Genomic DNA, 15,792 nt, shown 5'->3' with positions numbered 1-15,792 from the left:
GCTATTGGTGAAACCCAGTGTCAGTTACTTGGAATGAGTTGTATATCCACTCAGGTGAGGAGACAATGGATAAGAGATTGTGAAAAGGGTTTAGCTTTTGGCCTATGATCTCTTTAAATGACAGAATTTCACTACAAAACTTAACTTTCTTCTATGCAGTTAGCTAAGTCAAGAAAGGTGAATCTATCTCTTGTTGTAAACGCAAGATCGACCACTTTACAATATTGTTCTTTATTCCAACTGAGGTGCTCTGGTAAGTGTGGAATTGATAGATCTTCAAATATTTTTTGCAGGTGTTTTGCAGGTAGTAAATTTTGCTTAATTAAACTGGAAATATTATGCCATTCTTTACAAATAATCTCTTGGATTTTTTGCTGCATAATTTGCTTCTGTTCAAAAGTTCTTACAAATTCGATATTATCAAAGCACTGAGTTATATGTTTTACATCTAAAGTGGTCGGTTTGATAATCGGGTTTTGTATTGATAATATCTTTTCCTGCAAATTAGCCATGGTAATCGTCGTAACAGCAATTTTTTCGCCATGTAGTAAGGAATGATCTCTTGTTACCATTTCCATTGCGTGAGCTATCATATGCTCTCCTTGGCTTGCAGAATAGCTGCCTTTTGATATTACCATTCCAAGTCCTGAAATTAGTAGAATTTCCATAAGTAATAGGACCACTTTTCTACTTCTTTTAGTAAGCGCCGTATACTCTCTTAGCAAAATTTGCTCCAAATCGCGAACAAGTGTAAAAGGTAATTCATTGTATTCTGTGCCAAGCAACAAATGAGATAGTAGCCAGTCAGCCTGAACTGTTGAACGACAAATGAAATCTGCAAATCCGCTTAATGTGAGACGCAGTGGTGCATTGGCAAGTATGTCTATATCTATATATACTGCTCTTGGAAGATGTGCTTTGAACGATTTTTTATATCCATTTACTAATATTGAAGCATTTGCAGAGGTATATCCATTCATAGAAGCGGCTGTTGGGAACGATATATAATCTTTTTTCTCGAGGTAGCTTGCATATTTGCAGATATCGTTAACAGTGCCGCTACCAAATGCAACTATTAAGTCACTGTCTTTTGCTTTGTTTCTAACTAGATTTACGGTTTCAAGAGAGGCAGCTCTGCTTGGTGTCATTTCTCTACCTGATGTCATCCCAGCGCGTGACACTGGAATGGCAGGTGGAGCTGGAATAATTAAGTTAGGAATTTTATTAAGTACGTTTTTGTTTAAAAGTTTTGCTGTATTTTTATCTGCAACTAGAAAGACGTCATTTCCGTGTCGTGTGCATATTTCATAGATATCATCAGCAAGGTAGTAATCTGTTATTACTTCCCTTAGAAAAGTTTGTTCGGTTTGATGTAATATTTGTTTTAAATAGTGCATAGAGTGTTTACAATATAGCAGTATAAGTATTTTAAGATTGACATGAAAATTGACCCTGTAGAGCTAACTAGGAAATTGATCTCTTTTGAGAGTATAACACCAGAAGACAGCGGGGCAATAGAGTATATAGCAACAATCTTCAAAAAGAGCGGCTTTGATTGTGAGATTTTAGAATTTGGTGATAAAGTTAAAAATCTTTATGCGAAATATATAAATGGAGTACCAAATTTGTGCTTTGCTGGGCACGTTGATGTTGTACCACCGGGTCAGTTAAAAGATTGGGCATTTGGTCCATTTAAACCAGAAGTGAGGGATGGAATGCTATATGGAAGAGGGGCCGCTGATATGAAAAGCGGAGTAGCTGCATTTATTGCTGCTATGGTAAATTTGATTGCAGAGAAGTTTCAATTTAATGGTTCGATAAGTGCATTGATTACCAGTGCTGAAGAAAACATGGAAGAATATGGAACAAAGGCAGTTTTGGAATGGATGAAAAATAAGCAGAAAAAGATAGATTTTTGTGTGGTTGGCGAACCAACCAGTAGTGAGAAATTAGGTGATACCATAAAAATAGGCAGAAGAGGTTCTGTAACATTTGAATTAATTTGCCATGGAAAACAAGGGCACGTTGCCTACCCAGACCTAGCAGACAATCCAATATATAAGGTAATATCGATATTGAGTAAGGTAAAAAATACTACTTTTGATCATGGTAATAAATATTTTCAACCTTCACATTGCGAAGTTACTACTATCGATGTTGGAAATAATACTAGCAATCTAATACCTGGCTCAGCAACTACACGTTTTAACATTCGATATAACAATGAACAAACACCGGGTGGCTTATATAAGCTGATTGATGAAATATGCTCCAGTGTAACTAACGATTATAAACTTTTTATGCATAGCAGCAGGGACGTTTTCCTCTCTACTCCCGATAGAAATACTGATATTATGCTTGATGCAATAAGTAAGGTTACCAACATTGATGCTATACTTAGCACAAGTGGTGGCACATCTGACGCTGCGTTTATCAAAGATGTTTGTCCAGTGATTGAATTTGGTATAATCAACAAAACTGCACATCAGATAAACGAATGCGTATCAGTAAACGATATACACAAGTTAACAGCTATATATAAGGAATTTATAGAAAATTATTTCAATCCCACTAATAAAATATTGAATCAGGTCAACGTAGTTAGTAATATATCTAGTGGTCCATTGTTAGCTTAGATGTAATCAGATCTCTTGCATAACTGTTGTCTGAATAACAACTGGTGTCATTCCAGCAAAATGTGTCAAGTAAGTTTTTTCCTTTCTATAGCTACTTGGATGACAAAAGAAGAAATACTAGACTTTATACCTTTTGCACTCAAATTCACATAAATCATGAATTACGCACGTTTCACACGAAGGTTTCTGTGCTTTGCAAACATATCTACCATGCAAAACTAGCCAATGATGAGCATAAAGCAGGTATTTTTTGGGAACCACATTTAAAAGAGATTGCTCTGTTTTAAACACATCTTTTTCTTTCACAAGCCCAATTCTATTGCTCACTCTAAAAACGTGAGTATCAACTGCCAATGTTGGAATGCCAAGCCCCGAATTTAAGAACACATTAGTGCTCTTTCTCCCCACTCCAGGCAAAGACACCAAATCATCAAAATTAGTAGGTACTTTGCTGTTGTATCGTTCTACCAATATTTTACTAAGCCCGATTATATTTTTTGCTTTGGAATTATATAAACCAATACTGCTTATGCATTTTTTCAGCTCACTCTGCCCAAAGCTCAGCATTTTTTCTGGCGTATCAGCGATATTAAATAGTTCTCTTGTAATTTTATTAACGCTTACATCAGTTGTCCGCGCTGATAAAACTATCGCAACCAGTAACGTAAAATGATTGGTATAATTTAGCTCTATTTTTGGCGCAGGATTTGATTGTTGAAACTTTTCAAATATTAGTTCTACTTTTTTTGAGTCCATTTCATTTACCACACCTCTTTTAAATATTTAAACAAAAAACCCCTCTTTCCCATCATACAAATACAATTTGTCCATTCTCACCACGTCAAAATTGTGTTCTTCAAGTTTGATTAGCAAGTTATTCACATCACTATTTGTAATAGCTTGCTTTTCATTATTTGCGATAAACCTACAGGTTATTTGATCACTTGAAGGTTTTGAGTTTCCTGGCCAAATCGCAGGACCTTTTGAGTATATTGCTATCATTTGCAGATTACTCGATTCAAATAACCTAACTATTTGGTCAAAGTTGCTGGATTTGTCCCAAGCAAGCGCTATATCACTACCTACTAGCTTTTTGGTTTTATAGTCCTGTTCATAGCTATTTTGTATTTCACTTATTTTGCTATTTGTACTGCTATCGACTGTAAGCTCAGATAATGTTTTCGGTTTTTTTCCTAGATTATCTATAACGGCTTCTGCAAATTCTTTGGTACCAATTTTCTGTTTACTCTTTTTCTCTTTATATAAATCGGCGGTATGTATTCCATCCTCCAAAGTCTTGAGCCATGCATCGTAAATTAGTTTTGCAGTACTCACTTGACTGATGTGGACCAACATATGCACTGCAGCATTCAAAAGTCCAGAAGGATTAGCTATGTTTTTTCCTGCAATATCAGGAGCAGAACCGTGCACTGCTTCAAACATTGCATATTCATTACCTATATTGCTACTTCCAGCGAGTCCAACAGATCCAGAGGTTTGCGCCACAATGTCCGATAATATATCGCCATATAAGTTCTCGGTTACTATAACATCGAAATTCTCCGGTTCTGTGGCAACACGTGCCATCCCAATATCGACTATATAATGTTCTGCCTTTATGTCCGGGTATTCCTTTGCAATACGATCAAACGCCGCATGGAAAGTTCCGTCAGTCATTTTCATTATGTTATCTTTAGTAAGACAAGTTACCTTCTTTCTACTATGTTTTTTTGCATATTCAAAAGCGTACCTGCATATTTTTTCTGAGCCGGATCTAGTAATAATTTTAGTGCATTGGTAAGAGTCACCAGTGAGCCTGTACTCTATTCCGGTGTAAACGTCCTCTTCATTTTCACGTATTACTACGATATCAAACTTATCGAATTTATTTTCTATAACAGGATGATATGAAATGCATGGTCTGATATTTGCATACAACCCTAGATTTTTTCTGAGTGCAACGTTTAAGCTTTTGTGGCCTTTACCTTGAGGAGTTGTTGTCGGAGATTTTAATAATATTTTTGTCCTTTCAATTGATTCCCAACCACTTGGAGAAACTCCGTGAGACCATTCTTTACTATAAACACTCTCCCCTATTTCAATAATATCTATTGAGATTTTCGCTTCTGCTTCGCGCAATATCGACAGCACCGCTTCCATGATTTCTGGTCCGATACCGTCGCCATATGCAACTGTGATTGGTGTTGACATAACTTCCCTAGTTATAAATGATTTAATATTAATTTAAATAATAGAGTGGCACAAGTAGCTAATATTACCCAAGTTAGTATATTTACGGTTCTTTAATAACGTATTTTTATATTATATGATGATATTATGAAATATAGGTGGGGTTATGAATACTGAAATAAATGTTAAAGTAAATTATGTAGGATTTACAAGGCGTATTGTAGCAGAAATACTTGACCTCATCATATTTTCCCCTCATTTTATCTTCGGTTTTATCTATGGTGTATTCATCGTATCATTACAAGATCAAGATCAAGATAAAGACTCTTTTCAGGAACTTGCACAACTAGCAACAGAAATACCATTTATAGTTTCTACAGTGGTCGCAACATTAGTACTAACAATATCCAAAATATTAATGGTAACAAAACTTGGTGGTACCCCAGGAAAACTATTGTGTGGTATGCATATTAAAGATGCTAATACATTTACAAATGTTACCCTTATGCAAGCAACAATAAGATGTATTTCTAAGGGAAGCATCTGGATTATTTTTCGCTTTTTGCTTCATCTGCATTATCATGGTTATACTTTTCTATATCTTTTAATTGTGCTAATTTTATTTTAGTTTGCAGTATTTGATCAACGCAAACAGACTTTTTACGATAAAATGGCAAAAACAGTAGTGATAGACTATAAATCTAGTTGATATTTTTCTTTATAGGTAGTACATGGATAAAAAAGTAAACTACTCAACGATGACAAGACGTACTCTAGCATTTATAGTTGATTGTATTTTATTTATCGCAATACCATTTGGTTTAATGGCGGTGGGTTTCTCACTTACACACGCAATACAAGGGATCATGGGTGCAATAATTGTAATCACCACGATTGTATTTTCTTTATTTTTAATGATACCATGTATATTTCATATATTCATGCTAGTAAAATTTGGCGGCACTCCAGGACACTTGTTATTTAGCATGCGCGTAAAAGACAAAGATACATTTGAGTCAATCACTACAATGCAAGCAATGAAAAGGACTATAGCTCTTTTTATAATTTATTGCATATCACTTTGTAATCCCATTTTATTCTTAGCTATACTAATCTTAGTTTTAGTATGTGCAGTAGGTGATGAACATAAACAAGCTTTTCACGACAAAATTGCAAACACGGTAGTGATAGATTATAAACCTAGTTGATATTTTCCTTTAGCTGTCTGCCACCAAGGGTGTCATTCCAGTGTCACGCGCTAACTTAAGGTAAATTGCCAACTTAACTATAAATATATTTTGGTAAATCCAAATTATTTTAGCTATAAGAGCGTTTTACTTTTTGCTCAGCATATCCATCATAACTGGCTTACTTTTAGTGATTCATGGAGTTAAAAAAGTCAGCATTGCTCTTTGTTAAAAGTAGTTTGTCACATAAAAATTCCATTGCTTCAACGGGTCCCATAGGATTGAGTATCCTACGCACCACCCATATTTTATTTAGTATAGCCTTATCAACTAATAGCTCTTCCTTCCTTGTTCCGGATTTTGTAATATCAATAGCTGGAAATATACGTTTATCAGAAAGTTTTCTATCAAGTATGATCTCAGCATTTCCTGTACCTTTAAACTCTTCAAAAATAACTTCATCCATTTTTGAACCAGTCTCTATAAGAGCTGTGGCGATTATAGTTAAAGAACCCCCATTCTCAATATTACGAGCTGCTCCAAAAAAGCGTTTTGGTCTCTGCAGTGCGTTTGAATCTACACCACCAGTTAGAACTTTCCCAGACGAAGGAATAACCGCATTATAAGCACGTGCAAGTCTAGTAATATTGTCAAGTAGAATTACCACATCTTTTTTATGCTCAACCATTCTTTTAGCTTTTTCTATTACTATTTCAGCAAGCTGTACGTGACGGTAAGCAGGCTCATCGAACGTAGAACTTACTACCTCACCTTTTACAGAACGTATCATATCTGTTACTTCTTCAGGTCTTTCATCTATAAGTAACACTATTAATTCTACTTCAGGGTGATTTATAGCTATAGAGTTAGCCATTTGCTGAAGCAATACAGTCTTTCCTGTGCGAGGTGGAGCAACTACTAACGCTCTTTGCCCTTTTCCAAGAGGAGCTACTATATCTATAGCACGCATGCTTAAGCCTTTTTTATCATCACCATTATTACACTCAAGTACTATGCTTTCCTCAGGATAAAGAGGAAGCAAATTATCAAAATGGACGTACTTTCTTAATTCACTTACTTCAGTAGAGTTTATACTTTGAACCTTAGTTAAAGTAAAATATCTCTCTTTATCACCAGGTGGCCTTATTTCTCCATATGCCATATCTCCTGTACGTAAATTAAACTTCTTTATTTGCCCGTTAGAAATATAAACATCATCGGTACTTGGGGCATAATTTGCACTTGCTGAACGTAAGAAACCAAAACCATCAGGCAATATTTCCACTATTCCACTCCCTGTGGTTATGCCTCCTTCTTCACTCATTTTTTTCATTAAGCTGAATATTATTTCCTGCTTTAGCATTCTACCATTGCTTTTACCGTTAGTTGAAATTTTTCTTTCTTCAGCTGACTCTAACAATTCTTCTGCTGTTTTCTCTTTTAATTCGCTCAGATCTAATGTTTTTCTGTTTTTCTCAGTACCTTCATTGACCATCTGTTTTACTGTATCGTTATTGTAAATTTGCTCACTTTTTTCAGGTTGAGCTGTAACCTTTCCTTTTGCCAAAACATCTTCATTGATTGTTGTCATAATCCTCCAAAAATTTTAATTGATGCTTACTAACCTAAAATGCGACTATAAGATAATAAATTAGGCTGAGTTAGTTTCAGTGCGTATTAAGCTTAATTGTCATTAAACCCCGTACTTTACTTACATTATACTAATAAACACTAGCAAGTCAAGTTAATTTAATGTTAACAAAACACAAAAATTTGAGGATTTTCAATAGCTATTCTTTATATTTTTTTAACCTTTCTTGCTTCTCCTCTTCTACTTTTGCTTTTTCCACTTCTGCTTCTAAATTTTCTTGACTACATAAGCCGAGTAGTACAGGATCTTGGGGTTTTATATTTTGCATGTTATGATGAGATCCATCTCTTACCTGCTCAACTGTGTAATTTGTTGTACTAATTAATTTAGCTATAACGTTATCGTCCAAGATAGGAAATTTTTTTACTAAATAATAAATCGCATCAGGTTTATCTCTACGTCTTGCCGTAGAGGCAAAGCCAATAATGCTACCAATCGCTTTACTTCTTTTTTTTATATTTTTTATAATCAAATTTGGTACACGATTTGAATTTTTTTTGCAATCATCGATTTCTTTTTCAGTAATTATTCCAGAAATAATAGGGTTATATTTTTCTACTTCTATTTCCTCATTAGCTATGTCTTGTACTTCTTCAAGGGCCAATCTGCAACATTGTGCTATTTGATTAAAAGTTAAACCAGTGTTGTCTACTAACCAAGCAGCTATTTGCACTAGAAACTGTTTATTTCTATCGTTATTGCCCTTAGAAGATTCCATTGACATCAAAAAAGCATCTCCCATTTAAAGTATCCCTTACTGTTATACAGAGCTAAAATATAAACTATTAAAACTAAAAAAGCATTAATTTTGTCATTCAATAACTTTTTGTTTGTCACTTCCCACCTCTTAAGTTAATTAAATGCGCTTACCTTTAAGCATATTTCAAACAAAATATTTCCCCTTCCTAAGGTATAGTATAACTCAGTTAAACATATGTTCCTATTTAAGATTAGAGAGTTAAATTTTAAGTTAATATATTGTAATATTATATATATTAGCTAATAAAGCAACAGGTTTACAAGCATTAAATTATCACTATTCTATAATTAATCATTAATTAATTGGGTTTAAAATGAATGTTAAAAATTTTTTCACTAAAGTAACCGTTGTCCTTTTAGCTTGCTTGTTAATCTTCATGGGAATTGGCAACCTTTTATCAGGTGATGATGAAAAAGAAGAGGTAGCTAGGGTTAGAAAAGAAGTTATAACGTCAGATGAGTATAAATCACTATATCAAAATTATGAAAAGCAAATTTCTGGATCTGATGCGAGTAGAGAACAAGTAAAAAAGCTGAAATATGATTTGCTTAACGCACTTATAGAGCAAAAACTATTGTTTAACCTAACTAGTGAGCTGGGGTTGACAGTTGGAGAAGAATCTATAAAAAACCATATTAAAAACACCAAATACTTTCAAAATGATAAAGGTGAATTTGACAAAAATAAATTCTATGAAACGCTAAATGACCTGCATATGACAGAGAAAGAGTATATAGCAAAGCTAGAGAAAGTCCTGCCTGCAATGATGTTCATGACTTCATTATTTAAAGATAATTATCCAGTAACTTTTGGCGAGAAAATTGATGAGCAGATATACAAAAGTCGCTACCAAACTAGAGTAGTTGATATTGTTAAAATAACTGAAGATGCAGTTACAAACATTCCTGAACCAGATGATCAAGCCTTACTTGATTTGTACGAAAGAAATAAATCCCATTTTTATTATCCTGAGTATCGAACTGCGCAATATATTTCCCTAGGCCAAAAGTATTTTGAAGATCAAATCAAGATCTCAGATGAAGAAGTTGATGGTATAATAGAACAACAAGAACTTAAAAATCAAAGAGATATATTCAATGCAATATTTTCTACCAAAGAAGAAGCTGAGACAGCAAGAAGAGCATTTGAGGAGGGTAAAACAAGCTTTGAACAGATAGTAGAAGAGTTTGGCAAAGCAAAACTTGAGGAAACTAGAGTAAATAATATAACTAAGGATTTTTTACCAGAAGACGTGAGAGAGAAGGTATTTGCTCTCAAAGTAGGTGAAGTAAGTGAAGTTTTAGCAAGCAGTTTTGGTTGGCACATAGTAAAAGTGGAAAGTGCGCATCAAATCTCTGATGAAGACTTAGTTGATTTAAAAAAAGACATAAAGTCAGTTCTAACTAACCAAAAGTCTTTTGAAAGAGTCAATGATTTCATAAACCAAGTGAACTATAAGATATACAATGGTTCAGAAATTGAAGAAATATTGAGTGAATATAATTTACCTATACAAACTATTGGTCCAGTAGATGCGAGTGGAAAAGATCAAAGCGGTAATAACGTAGGAGATTCTGGTGATTTGATTTCTTTCATTTTTTCGCGAGAAAAGGATCAGAAAGGTTATTTTAAGGGCGTTGGGGACGCTGTTGTTAGTGTAAAAATCGTCGATATCGTTCCACCCAAATTGCAAAGTTTTGAAGAAGGCAAGGCATTAGCGGTAGAGCTTTGGCGTAGTGAGTTTATAAAAGAAAGAATGTTTAAATTCGGGCAAGAGGTTGCAGTTCAACTAAGAGAAAAAACAGATTTGGAAGAAATTCAAGGTGTGGAATTAGTTAAAGGTCAGCAGATGCACCGCAATAAAGTGGATCAACAAAACTACCCCTTTTCTTTTGTAGAAGAGATTTTCAATATGAAAACAACTGGTTCAGTGACAGATCCTATTCAATACAATAATGAAATTATAATAGGTGTTCTAAAAGAAATGCATTCATCAAATGGCAAATTAAACATGCTTGACACCGGAAAACGTGTGATGATATCGCTAAAAGAGCAATTAATTAGCTATCTGGAATCAAAGTATAAAGTCGAAGTTAATCACGCTATACTTGATGATATATAATCAAAAATCTTATAAGTTGCTTCAAACGCATCCAGTGCCCAGACACACAACTGTACGAACATTGCGATTTGAGAGCAATCTTCACTAGAAAGGATGTCATCCCAGTGCCCAGACACTGGGATGGCTTTGTTGCATCACACTTTATGAGATGGTGATTTATGGTAAATTCATGTAACTATCTCAAATTTAGCCATACCAATATCAGTGAATTTATTAAGCAAATAGCATTTGATTAGCAGTTCTTTTTCTCGATTTATCTCAGATTTATTCCTAAAACTAAATCCGAATATTTGCTTTAATCTTGAGAAAAACCCTTCAATATAAGATCTTTTCCCATAATTTACTTCTTTTTTCCATTCTTTCATGCCATCTTCACCGTATAATTTTATTAACCTAATAGCAGCATTCCTGTCAGACATATAATCTATTTCTGGATGTTCTGCCGCATTGTTTATTGGTGGAATTTTTGTCTTTATATCATATTTGTTACACAACTTATAAAACTTGTGCCTATCACATGCTCTATCTGCATATAGTGCTTTTATGGCATGCTGAAAATCAACTTCTTTTAGCAAATCACAAGCTCCATAGTGATCAGAGTAGACACCATTACTGTATTTTACAGCTATGGCTTTTTTGTTGTTTATATTCAACATTACGTGCAATTTTCTCGTTTGCTCATAGCCACGATATTTTCTGTCAGTGCTATTTTCCTTGCTGTGACCAGGAGTGTTGTTGTATATACTAATTCCTGTACTGTCTATAGCAATTTCGATATCTTCCATATTATTTTTATCAATTCTGCAATCATTTATCTTAATATTAAGTTTCTTAAACCTTCTTGATGCTTGTGAATAGCTGATAACTGCCAAATCTCTTCCTATTTGTTGCAAGTACCCTTTTATAAACCCGACTGTTTGTCTTAAACCAATTCTAAAGAAACTGACGATTATATGCACCAAAATCACAACTTTATCACTATAAATATAGTTGCCGCCCTGCATTTTTGGACAATTCTCGTACCAATTTTCTACGGCGTCATTGATATAACAAAAAATGCTTCCTCTTTCTTGGAGAAATTTGTTATATTCATGGCAGTTACTGACTCTCATTTTTTGTGGCATATTTTTTCTTCAACAGTTAAATGGCTATTTATAATGAATTTTGTCAGTAACTGCCAGTTCTTTTCACTTGAGCGATGCAACAAAGCCATCCCAGTGTCACGCACTGGGATGACAAGAAGAGGGTACTTGAATAAGAGGCATTGCCCTCCTGGTAGACTCAAATCACAATGTTCGTGTAGTTATGGATTCATTCGCGGTATCTCATCCGCTAACAAGCAGAGGAATGACGAGGTCTTTCGATAGTAAATCTTACCTATGTTAGCTATACCAAAAAATCAAGAGTAAAAAAGTCGTGTAACTCTATTTATTCATTAATAAAATCTTTGTCTTCTCCTAAAAATTAGTTAAAATGTAGGATATTTTGTGTTATTAAGTTAGCACTTGACTTAACTTTAGTTGTTACTTAGACTGCTAAAGTGGAATTTTAATTTTTTTTACGAGGACAATTATGCATTATAAAAAGTTTTTTTCAGCAGCCGCTTTAGCAACGTTGCTAAGTTTATCAAACTCTGCTTTTTCAGATCCTGTTGGTCCAATAAGTGATGAAGAAACTAGCTACTACGTTCGTTTGCAATACAACGGTGAAATTTTACCTCTTTTCACAAAAGTTGATGGTATTACCTATAAGAAAGACAATAGTGATTACAGTCCATTAAAAGCGTCTTTTATAGCTGGTGGTGGTGCGTTTGGTTACAAAATGGACGACATCAGGGTTGATGTTGAAGGAGTTTATTCATACCTAAACAAAAATGATGTTACAGATGCAAAATTTACGCCAGATACTATTGCAGACAGTTTAACAGCAATTTCAGGACTAGTTAACGTTTATTACGATATAGCAATTGAAGATATGCCTATCACTCCATATATTGGTGTTGGTGTTGGTGCAGCGTATATTAGCACTCCTTTGAAAGACGCTGTGAATGATCAAAAAAGTAAATTTAGTTTTGCTGGTCAAGTAAAAGCTGGTGTTAGTTATGATGTAACTCCGGAAGTCAAACTTTATGCTGGAGCTCGTTATTTCGGTTCTTTTGGTGCTCATTTTGATAAAGATGCTGCTGCAGGCAAAGACAAAGGGGAACTCAAAGTTCTTTACAGCACTGTTGGTGCAGAAGCTGGAGTAGCGTTTAATTTCTAGTCTATCTCAGTCTTGTTATCCCAGTGGGGTTTTTCTTGTCATCCAAGTAGCATGACACTGGGATCTAGAAAAAAGAAATGTGGATTCCAGTGTCAAGGCACTGGAATAACGCTATTTGCTATGTGTTTAAGCTGTAACGTTTACCATTGTACTGGTAGAATATCATCTAAAGTTACATAATGTTATCCAATTAGCTAACACTGCGGCCTACTGTCTCCAAGAAATTAGATGAAAAATTTGTACTTTTTTCAAATCAAAGCTTGAATTTTTGCCGGAAAATCAATATATTATATGCATGAAGTTTTAATTTAAGTTGTTATGTTGACCCCAATGGCAAGCTTATGTGTCGATAGCAGAACCAATCTCATGCAATATATTGCTAGAGTGCAAAAATTTCCTATGCTGTCTCAAGAGGAAGAGGTACGATTAGCAAAAAATTGGAACCAATATAAGGATGTTTCTTCTGCTCATAAATTGATTACCAGCCATTTGAATTTGGTAGTGAAAATTGCAATGAAATTCAAAAATTATGGACTATTGTTGATGGACCTGGTCATGGAAGGAAATATGGGTTTAATGCATGCAGTGAAAAAGTTTAATCCTGATTTAGGGTTTCGTTTTTCAACTTATGCGGTGTGGTGGATTGAAGCTTCAATAAAAGACTTTATATTGAAATCTTGGTCGTTTGTGAAAATAGGCACAACGCAAGCACAAAGAAGATTGTTTTTTAGTTTACGTAAAATAAAAAAAAGAATTTTACAGTATACAAACAGGGAAACCTTAAATAATGAAGAAATAAAAGCAATATCTAATGAGCTTTCTGTATCCGAAGGAGACGTTCTGCAGATGAATTACCGTATGGCTTGTAAGGATCAGTCGCTAAACGATTGCATAAAAATAGGTGATGACTCTAAAAGGGAGCTACAAGATATGATCCCATGTAACTTGGTTAGTCAAGAAGTAACCTATCAGGATCATGAAGAAAAAGAATTAAAAGAAACAATTTTAAACAATGCACTAGCGAGCCTCAACGAAAGGGCAAGAGACATTTTTATCAGTAGATATTTGTCTGAAAACATTCAAACTCTGGATGAACTTAGTAAAAAATATTGTGTTTCAAGAGAAAGAATAAGGCAGTTGGCTGAGCAGGCGATGGCTAAGGTAAAACAATATATACAATCTGAAAGTTTGAAATTTGGTTTGCATGCGTAGTTTTTTTATATTTTTAATATTTTTTTCGATAGGCGCTTTTGCATCGGTTAGTGATGTACAATTGAAGGAAAAATATAAAGATTGGCTCGTGTATACTGCATTGGAAGATGGAGAGAAAGTGTGTTATATTGTATCCTATCCTAAAAAAAAAAGCGAATATTATACAACCAATCGCAAGCCGTATGTAGTGGTTAGTTACGTTGATAAAAAAGCAGATGAGGTAAGCGTTACCTCTGGTTTTCAGTATGATAAGGAGCCTGTAGCTCTCAATATCGACAAAAAAATTAAATATACACTGCCCATAATACAGGGAAGTTTTGCGTGGGCAGAGCATACAAAAATAGATCAAGATCTCATTCTAAAAATGAAGCAGGGATTATCAATGGTAGTTAATGGAAAAACAAAAACAGTGACCATTGATGATACTTATTCCCTACTTGGTTTTCAAAAAGCGTATCAAAAAATGCATGATTTATGCCATACAAAGTAAATTATTGTAACAGAATAGGTAATTTTCCAGTTGTAGTATAAAACAGACTGCCCTTTCGATAAATAGCACTTTACTTTATATGGGATGTGGATATCATTTAAAATATATTTTTGAGAGTTAGCAATGTCAGAGGTTGCAGGTGTAGATACAGAAATCAAAAAGCAAAATTCTGTGTGCGAGCAGATGCGTTTTAGCGTGAGCCGCACAAGTCTTTTAAATACATTATCCAGAGTAAGTGGAGTGGTTGAAAGGCGTAATGCAATAGATGTTTTGGCGTGTATAAATATCAAAGCACAACACGGCAGCATAAAATTAATGGCAACTGATCTTGACATTTCAATGTTTGCCTCACTTGCTGCAACCGTATTAACAGAAGGAGAAGTAAAAATTTCAGCGCATACTTTACATGACATAGTGAAGAAGTTACCCGCTGATTTGGATGTCAATTTTGAAGTAAACAACCAAGGAAAATTATTGATGTCTTGCGGAAATGCAAACTTTTCTTTACCGAATGTAGTTTCAAGCAGCTTTCCTGCTCTTGAAGAAGACAATTATAAACATGATTTTACTCTACTAAATACAGACCTGATAGACTTATTAACTAAAACAAAATTTGCTGTATCACTAGATGATACAAGGTATAATTTAAATGGAATATATCTACATACAGATGAGCAATTTCTGTACTGCGTTGCAACTGATGGCCATCGTTTATCATGTATAAAGAGGCCAAAGCCTGGGAACATCAATGGCGAATTTGGTGTGATCATTCCACGTAAAACTGTTATGGAGCTGTTAAAAATATTGGACGATTGTAATGAAATTAAAGTAAGACTCTCAGACAGAAAAATCAAGTTTACATGCGGTGAATATATTCTAATATCAAAATTAATAGATGGAACTTTTCCAAATTACAAAGCAGTTATTCCAGCATCTCAAGATAAGCATATGATTATTGAAAGTAAAAAACTTTCAGACGTTATAGATCGAGTTTCCGTTGTTGTATCTGATAAAGTAAAATCTATTAAATTCTCACTACAAGAAAAGCTGCTAACTCTGCATTCAAACTCCCAAGAGTGCAGTGATGCAACTGAATCCATAGAAGTGGACTACAATGAATCCCCTATAGAAATAGGGTTCAACTCGCGTTATTTACTTGATGTTCTATCCTGCATAAAAAATAAATGTAAGTTTAGCTTAGCCGATGGTAATAGTGCTACAATTATCACTGATGAAGACGATTCAAGTGCATTATATGTAGTAATGCCAATGAGAACTTAAA

The 15,792-nt window shown here is 34.3% G+C and carries 15 protein-coding genes; 9 read left to right on the top strand and 6 right to left on the bottom strand.

Features of this window, described 5'->3' with window-relative positions:
* Positions 1-140 precede the first annotated feature (140 nt).
* Positions 141-1,397: an iron-containing alcohol dehydrogenase gene (locus ONI09_RS02300; protein ID WP_265014293.1), complete on the bottom strand. Its 1,257-nt coding sequence runs from the start codon at positions 1,395-1,397 to the stop codon at positions 141-143.
* Between the two features lie 42 nt (positions 1,398-1,439).
* Between ONI09_RS02300 and dapE the strand changes: the two genes are divergently transcribed.
* A complete protein-coding gene (dapE, locus tag ONI09_RS02295; RefSeq protein WP_265014292.1) occupies positions 1,440-2,636 on the top strand; it encodes a succinyl-diaminopimelate desuccinylase in 1,197 nt (398 codons plus the stop codon).
* A gap of 117 nt (positions 2,637-2,753) precedes the next feature.
* Here dapE and nth read toward each other — a convergent pair whose 3' ends face one another.
* Together nth and icd are read right to left on the bottom strand one after the other, a co-directional pair.
* A complete protein-coding gene (gene nth / locus ONI09_RS02290) occupies positions 2,754-3,392 on the bottom strand; it encodes an endonuclease III (RefSeq protein ID WP_265014291.1) in 639 nt (212 codons plus the stop codon).
* 27 nt (positions 3,393-3,419) lie between these two features.
* Positions 3,420-4,847 carry an isocitrate dehydrogenase gene (gene icd / locus ONI09_RS02285; protein WP_265014290.1) on the bottom strand — a complete coding sequence of 476 codons (1,428 nt, stop codon included), beginning with the start codon at positions 4,845-4,847 and terminating at the stop codon, positions 3,420-3,422.
* Positions 4,848-4,992: 145 nt separating this feature from the next.
* On the opposite strand from icd, the gene ONI09_RS02280 reads away from it, so the two are divergent.
* The gene (locus ONI09_RS02280) at positions 4,993-5,454 is read left to right on the top strand and encodes an RDD family protein (RefSeq protein WP_265014289.1); all 462 of its coding nucleotides are present in this window, start codon (positions 4,993-4,995) and stop codon (positions 5,452-5,454) included.
* 103 nt (positions 5,455-5,557) lie between these two features.
* Positions 5,558-6,034 carry an RDD family protein gene (locus ONI09_RS02275; RefSeq protein WP_006279800.1) on the top strand — a complete coding sequence of 159 codons (477 nt, stop codon included), beginning with the start codon at positions 5,558-5,560 and terminating at the stop codon, positions 6,032-6,034.
* Between the two features lie 166 nt (positions 6,035-6,200).
* On the opposite strand, the gene rho is transcribed toward ONI09_RS02275, so the two are convergent.
* Together rho and ONI09_RS02265 are read right to left on the bottom strand one after the other, a co-directional pair.
* Positions 6,201-7,604 (bottom strand): transcription termination factor Rho, encoded by a 1,404-nt coding sequence (gene rho, locus ONI09_RS02270; RefSeq protein ID WP_265014288.1) that lies wholly within the window; start codon positions 7,602-7,604, stop codon positions 6,201-6,203.
* Between the two features lie 199 nt (positions 7,605-7,803).
* Positions 7,804-8,406, bottom strand: coding sequence for a cell cycle transcriptional regulator TrcR (locus ONI09_RS02265; RefSeq protein WP_320109951.1), 603 nt, complete (start codon positions 8,404-8,406; stop codon positions 7,804-7,806).
* A 331-nt stretch (positions 8,407-8,737) separates the two neighbouring features.
* On the opposite strand from ONI09_RS02265, the gene ONI09_RS02260 reads away from it, so the two are divergent.
* Positions 8,738-10,546, top strand: a complete 1,809-nt coding sequence (locus ONI09_RS02260) for a peptidylprolyl isomerase (protein WP_265014286.1) — start codon at positions 8,738-8,740, stop codon at positions 10,544-10,546.
* A 167-nt stretch (positions 10,547-10,713) separates the two neighbouring features.
* On the opposite strand, the gene ONI09_RS02255 is transcribed toward ONI09_RS02260, so the two are convergent.
* Entirely contained in the window at positions 10,714-11,670 is a 957-nt protein-coding gene (locus ONI09_RS02255) for an IS5 family transposase (protein WP_265013977.1), read from the bottom strand.
* 33 nt (positions 11,671-11,703) lie between these two features.
* Between ONI09_RS02255 and ONI09_RS02250 the strand changes: the two genes are divergently transcribed.
* The 5 genes from ONI09_RS02250 to dnaN all read left to right on the top strand — a co-directional run bounded on the left by ONI09_RS02250 (position 11,704) and on the right by dnaN (position 15,791).
* Positions 11,704-11,913, top strand: a complete 210-nt coding sequence (locus tag ONI09_RS02250; protein WP_265014285.1) for a hypothetical protein — start codon at positions 11,704-11,706, stop codon at positions 11,911-11,913.
* A gap of 205 nt (positions 11,914-12,118) precedes the next feature.
* Complete coding sequence (locus tag ONI09_RS02245) at positions 12,119-12,808, top strand: acyloxyacyl hydrolase (protein WP_265014284.1); 690 nt, start codon at positions 12,119-12,121, stop codon at positions 12,806-12,808.
* A 318-nt stretch (positions 12,809-13,126) separates the two neighbouring features.
* Positions 13,127-14,020, top strand: coding sequence for an RNA polymerase factor sigma-32 (locus ONI09_RS02240; RefSeq protein WP_265014283.1), 894 nt, complete (start codon positions 13,127-13,129; stop codon positions 14,018-14,020).
* A complete protein-coding gene (locus ONI09_RS02235) occupies positions 14,013-14,510 on the top strand; it encodes an invasion associated locus B family protein (protein WP_265014282.1) in 498 nt (165 codons plus the stop codon). Before ONI09_RS02240 ends, ONI09_RS02235 begins: the two co-directional genes overlap by 8 nt.
* Before the next feature lie 123 nt (positions 14,511-14,633).
* Positions 14,634-15,791, top strand: a complete 1,158-nt coding sequence (dnaN, locus tag ONI09_RS02230; RefSeq protein WP_265014281.1) for a DNA polymerase III subunit beta — start codon at positions 14,634-14,636, stop codon at positions 15,789-15,791.
* Position 15,792 lies beyond the last annotated feature (1 nt).

It is taken from the genome of Wolbachia endosymbiont of Drosophila pseudotakahashii, assembly GCF_026015925.1.
GTDB classification, from domain to species: Bacteria; Pseudomonadota; Alphaproteobacteria; order Rickettsiales; family Anaplasmataceae; genus Wolbachia; species Wolbachia pipientis.
The sequence above is the reverse complement of the archived record's forward strand: the minus strand, read 5'-3'. Positions and strand labels throughout refer to the sequence as shown.

What these genes read in the sequence shown, in the direction of transcription:
- ONI09_RS02300 (WP_265014293.1), bottom strand. Translation starts at nt 1,397, where the DNA reads ATGCACTATTTAAAACAAATATTACATCAAACCGAACAAACTTTTCTA.
- dapE (WP_265014292.1), top strand. Translation starts at nt 1,440, where the DNA reads ATGAAAATTGACCCTGTAGAGCTAACTAGGAAATTGATCTCTTTTGAG.
- nth (WP_265014291.1), bottom strand. Translation starts at nt 3,392, where the DNA reads ATGGACTCAAAAAAAGTAGAACTAATATTTGAAAAGTTTCAACAATCA.
- icd (WP_265014290.1), bottom strand. Translation starts at nt 4,847, where the DNA reads ATGTCAACACCAATCACAGTTGCATATGGCGACGGTATCGGACCAGAA.
- ONI09_RS02280 (WP_265014289.1), top strand. Translation starts at nt 4,993, where the DNA reads ATGAATACTGAAATAAATGTTAAAGTAAATTATGTAGGATTTACAAGG.
- ONI09_RS02275 (WP_006279800.1), top strand. Translation starts at nt 5,558, where the DNA reads ATGGATAAAAAAGTAAACTACTCAACGATGACAAGACGTACTCTAGCA.
- rho (WP_265014288.1), bottom strand. Translation starts at nt 7,604, where the DNA reads ATGACAACAATCAATGAAGATGTTTTGGCAAAAGGAAAGGTTACAGCT.
- ONI09_RS02265 (WP_320109951.1), bottom strand. Translation starts at nt 8,406, where the DNA reads ATGGGAGATGCTTTTTTGATGTCAATGGAATCTTCTAAGGGCAATAAC.
- ONI09_RS02260 (WP_265014286.1), top strand. Translation starts at nt 8,738, where the DNA reads ATGAATGTTAAAAATTTTTTCACTAAAGTAACCGTTGTCCTTTTAGCT.
- ONI09_RS02255 (WP_265013977.1), bottom strand. Translation starts at nt 11,670, where the DNA reads ATGCCACAAAAAATGAGAGTCAGTAACTGCCATGAATATAACAAATTT.
- ONI09_RS02250 (WP_265014285.1), top strand. Translation starts at nt 11,704, where the DNA reads ATGAATTTTGTCAGTAACTGCCAGTTCTTTTCACTTGAGCGATGCAAC.
- ONI09_RS02245 (WP_265014284.1), top strand. Translation starts at nt 12,119, where the DNA reads ATGCATTATAAAAAGTTTTTTTCAGCAGCCGCTTTAGCAACGTTGCTA.
- ONI09_RS02240 (WP_265014283.1), top strand. Translation starts at nt 13,127, where the DNA reads ATGTTGACCCCAATGGCAAGCTTATGTGTCGATAGCAGAACCAATCTC.
- ONI09_RS02235 (WP_265014282.1), top strand. Translation starts at nt 14,013, where the DNA reads ATGCGTAGTTTTTTTATATTTTTAATATTTTTTTCGATAGGCGCTTTT.
- dnaN (WP_265014281.1), top strand. Translation starts at nt 14,634, where the DNA reads ATGTCAGAGGTTGCAGGTGTAGATACAGAAATCAAAAAGCAAAATTCT.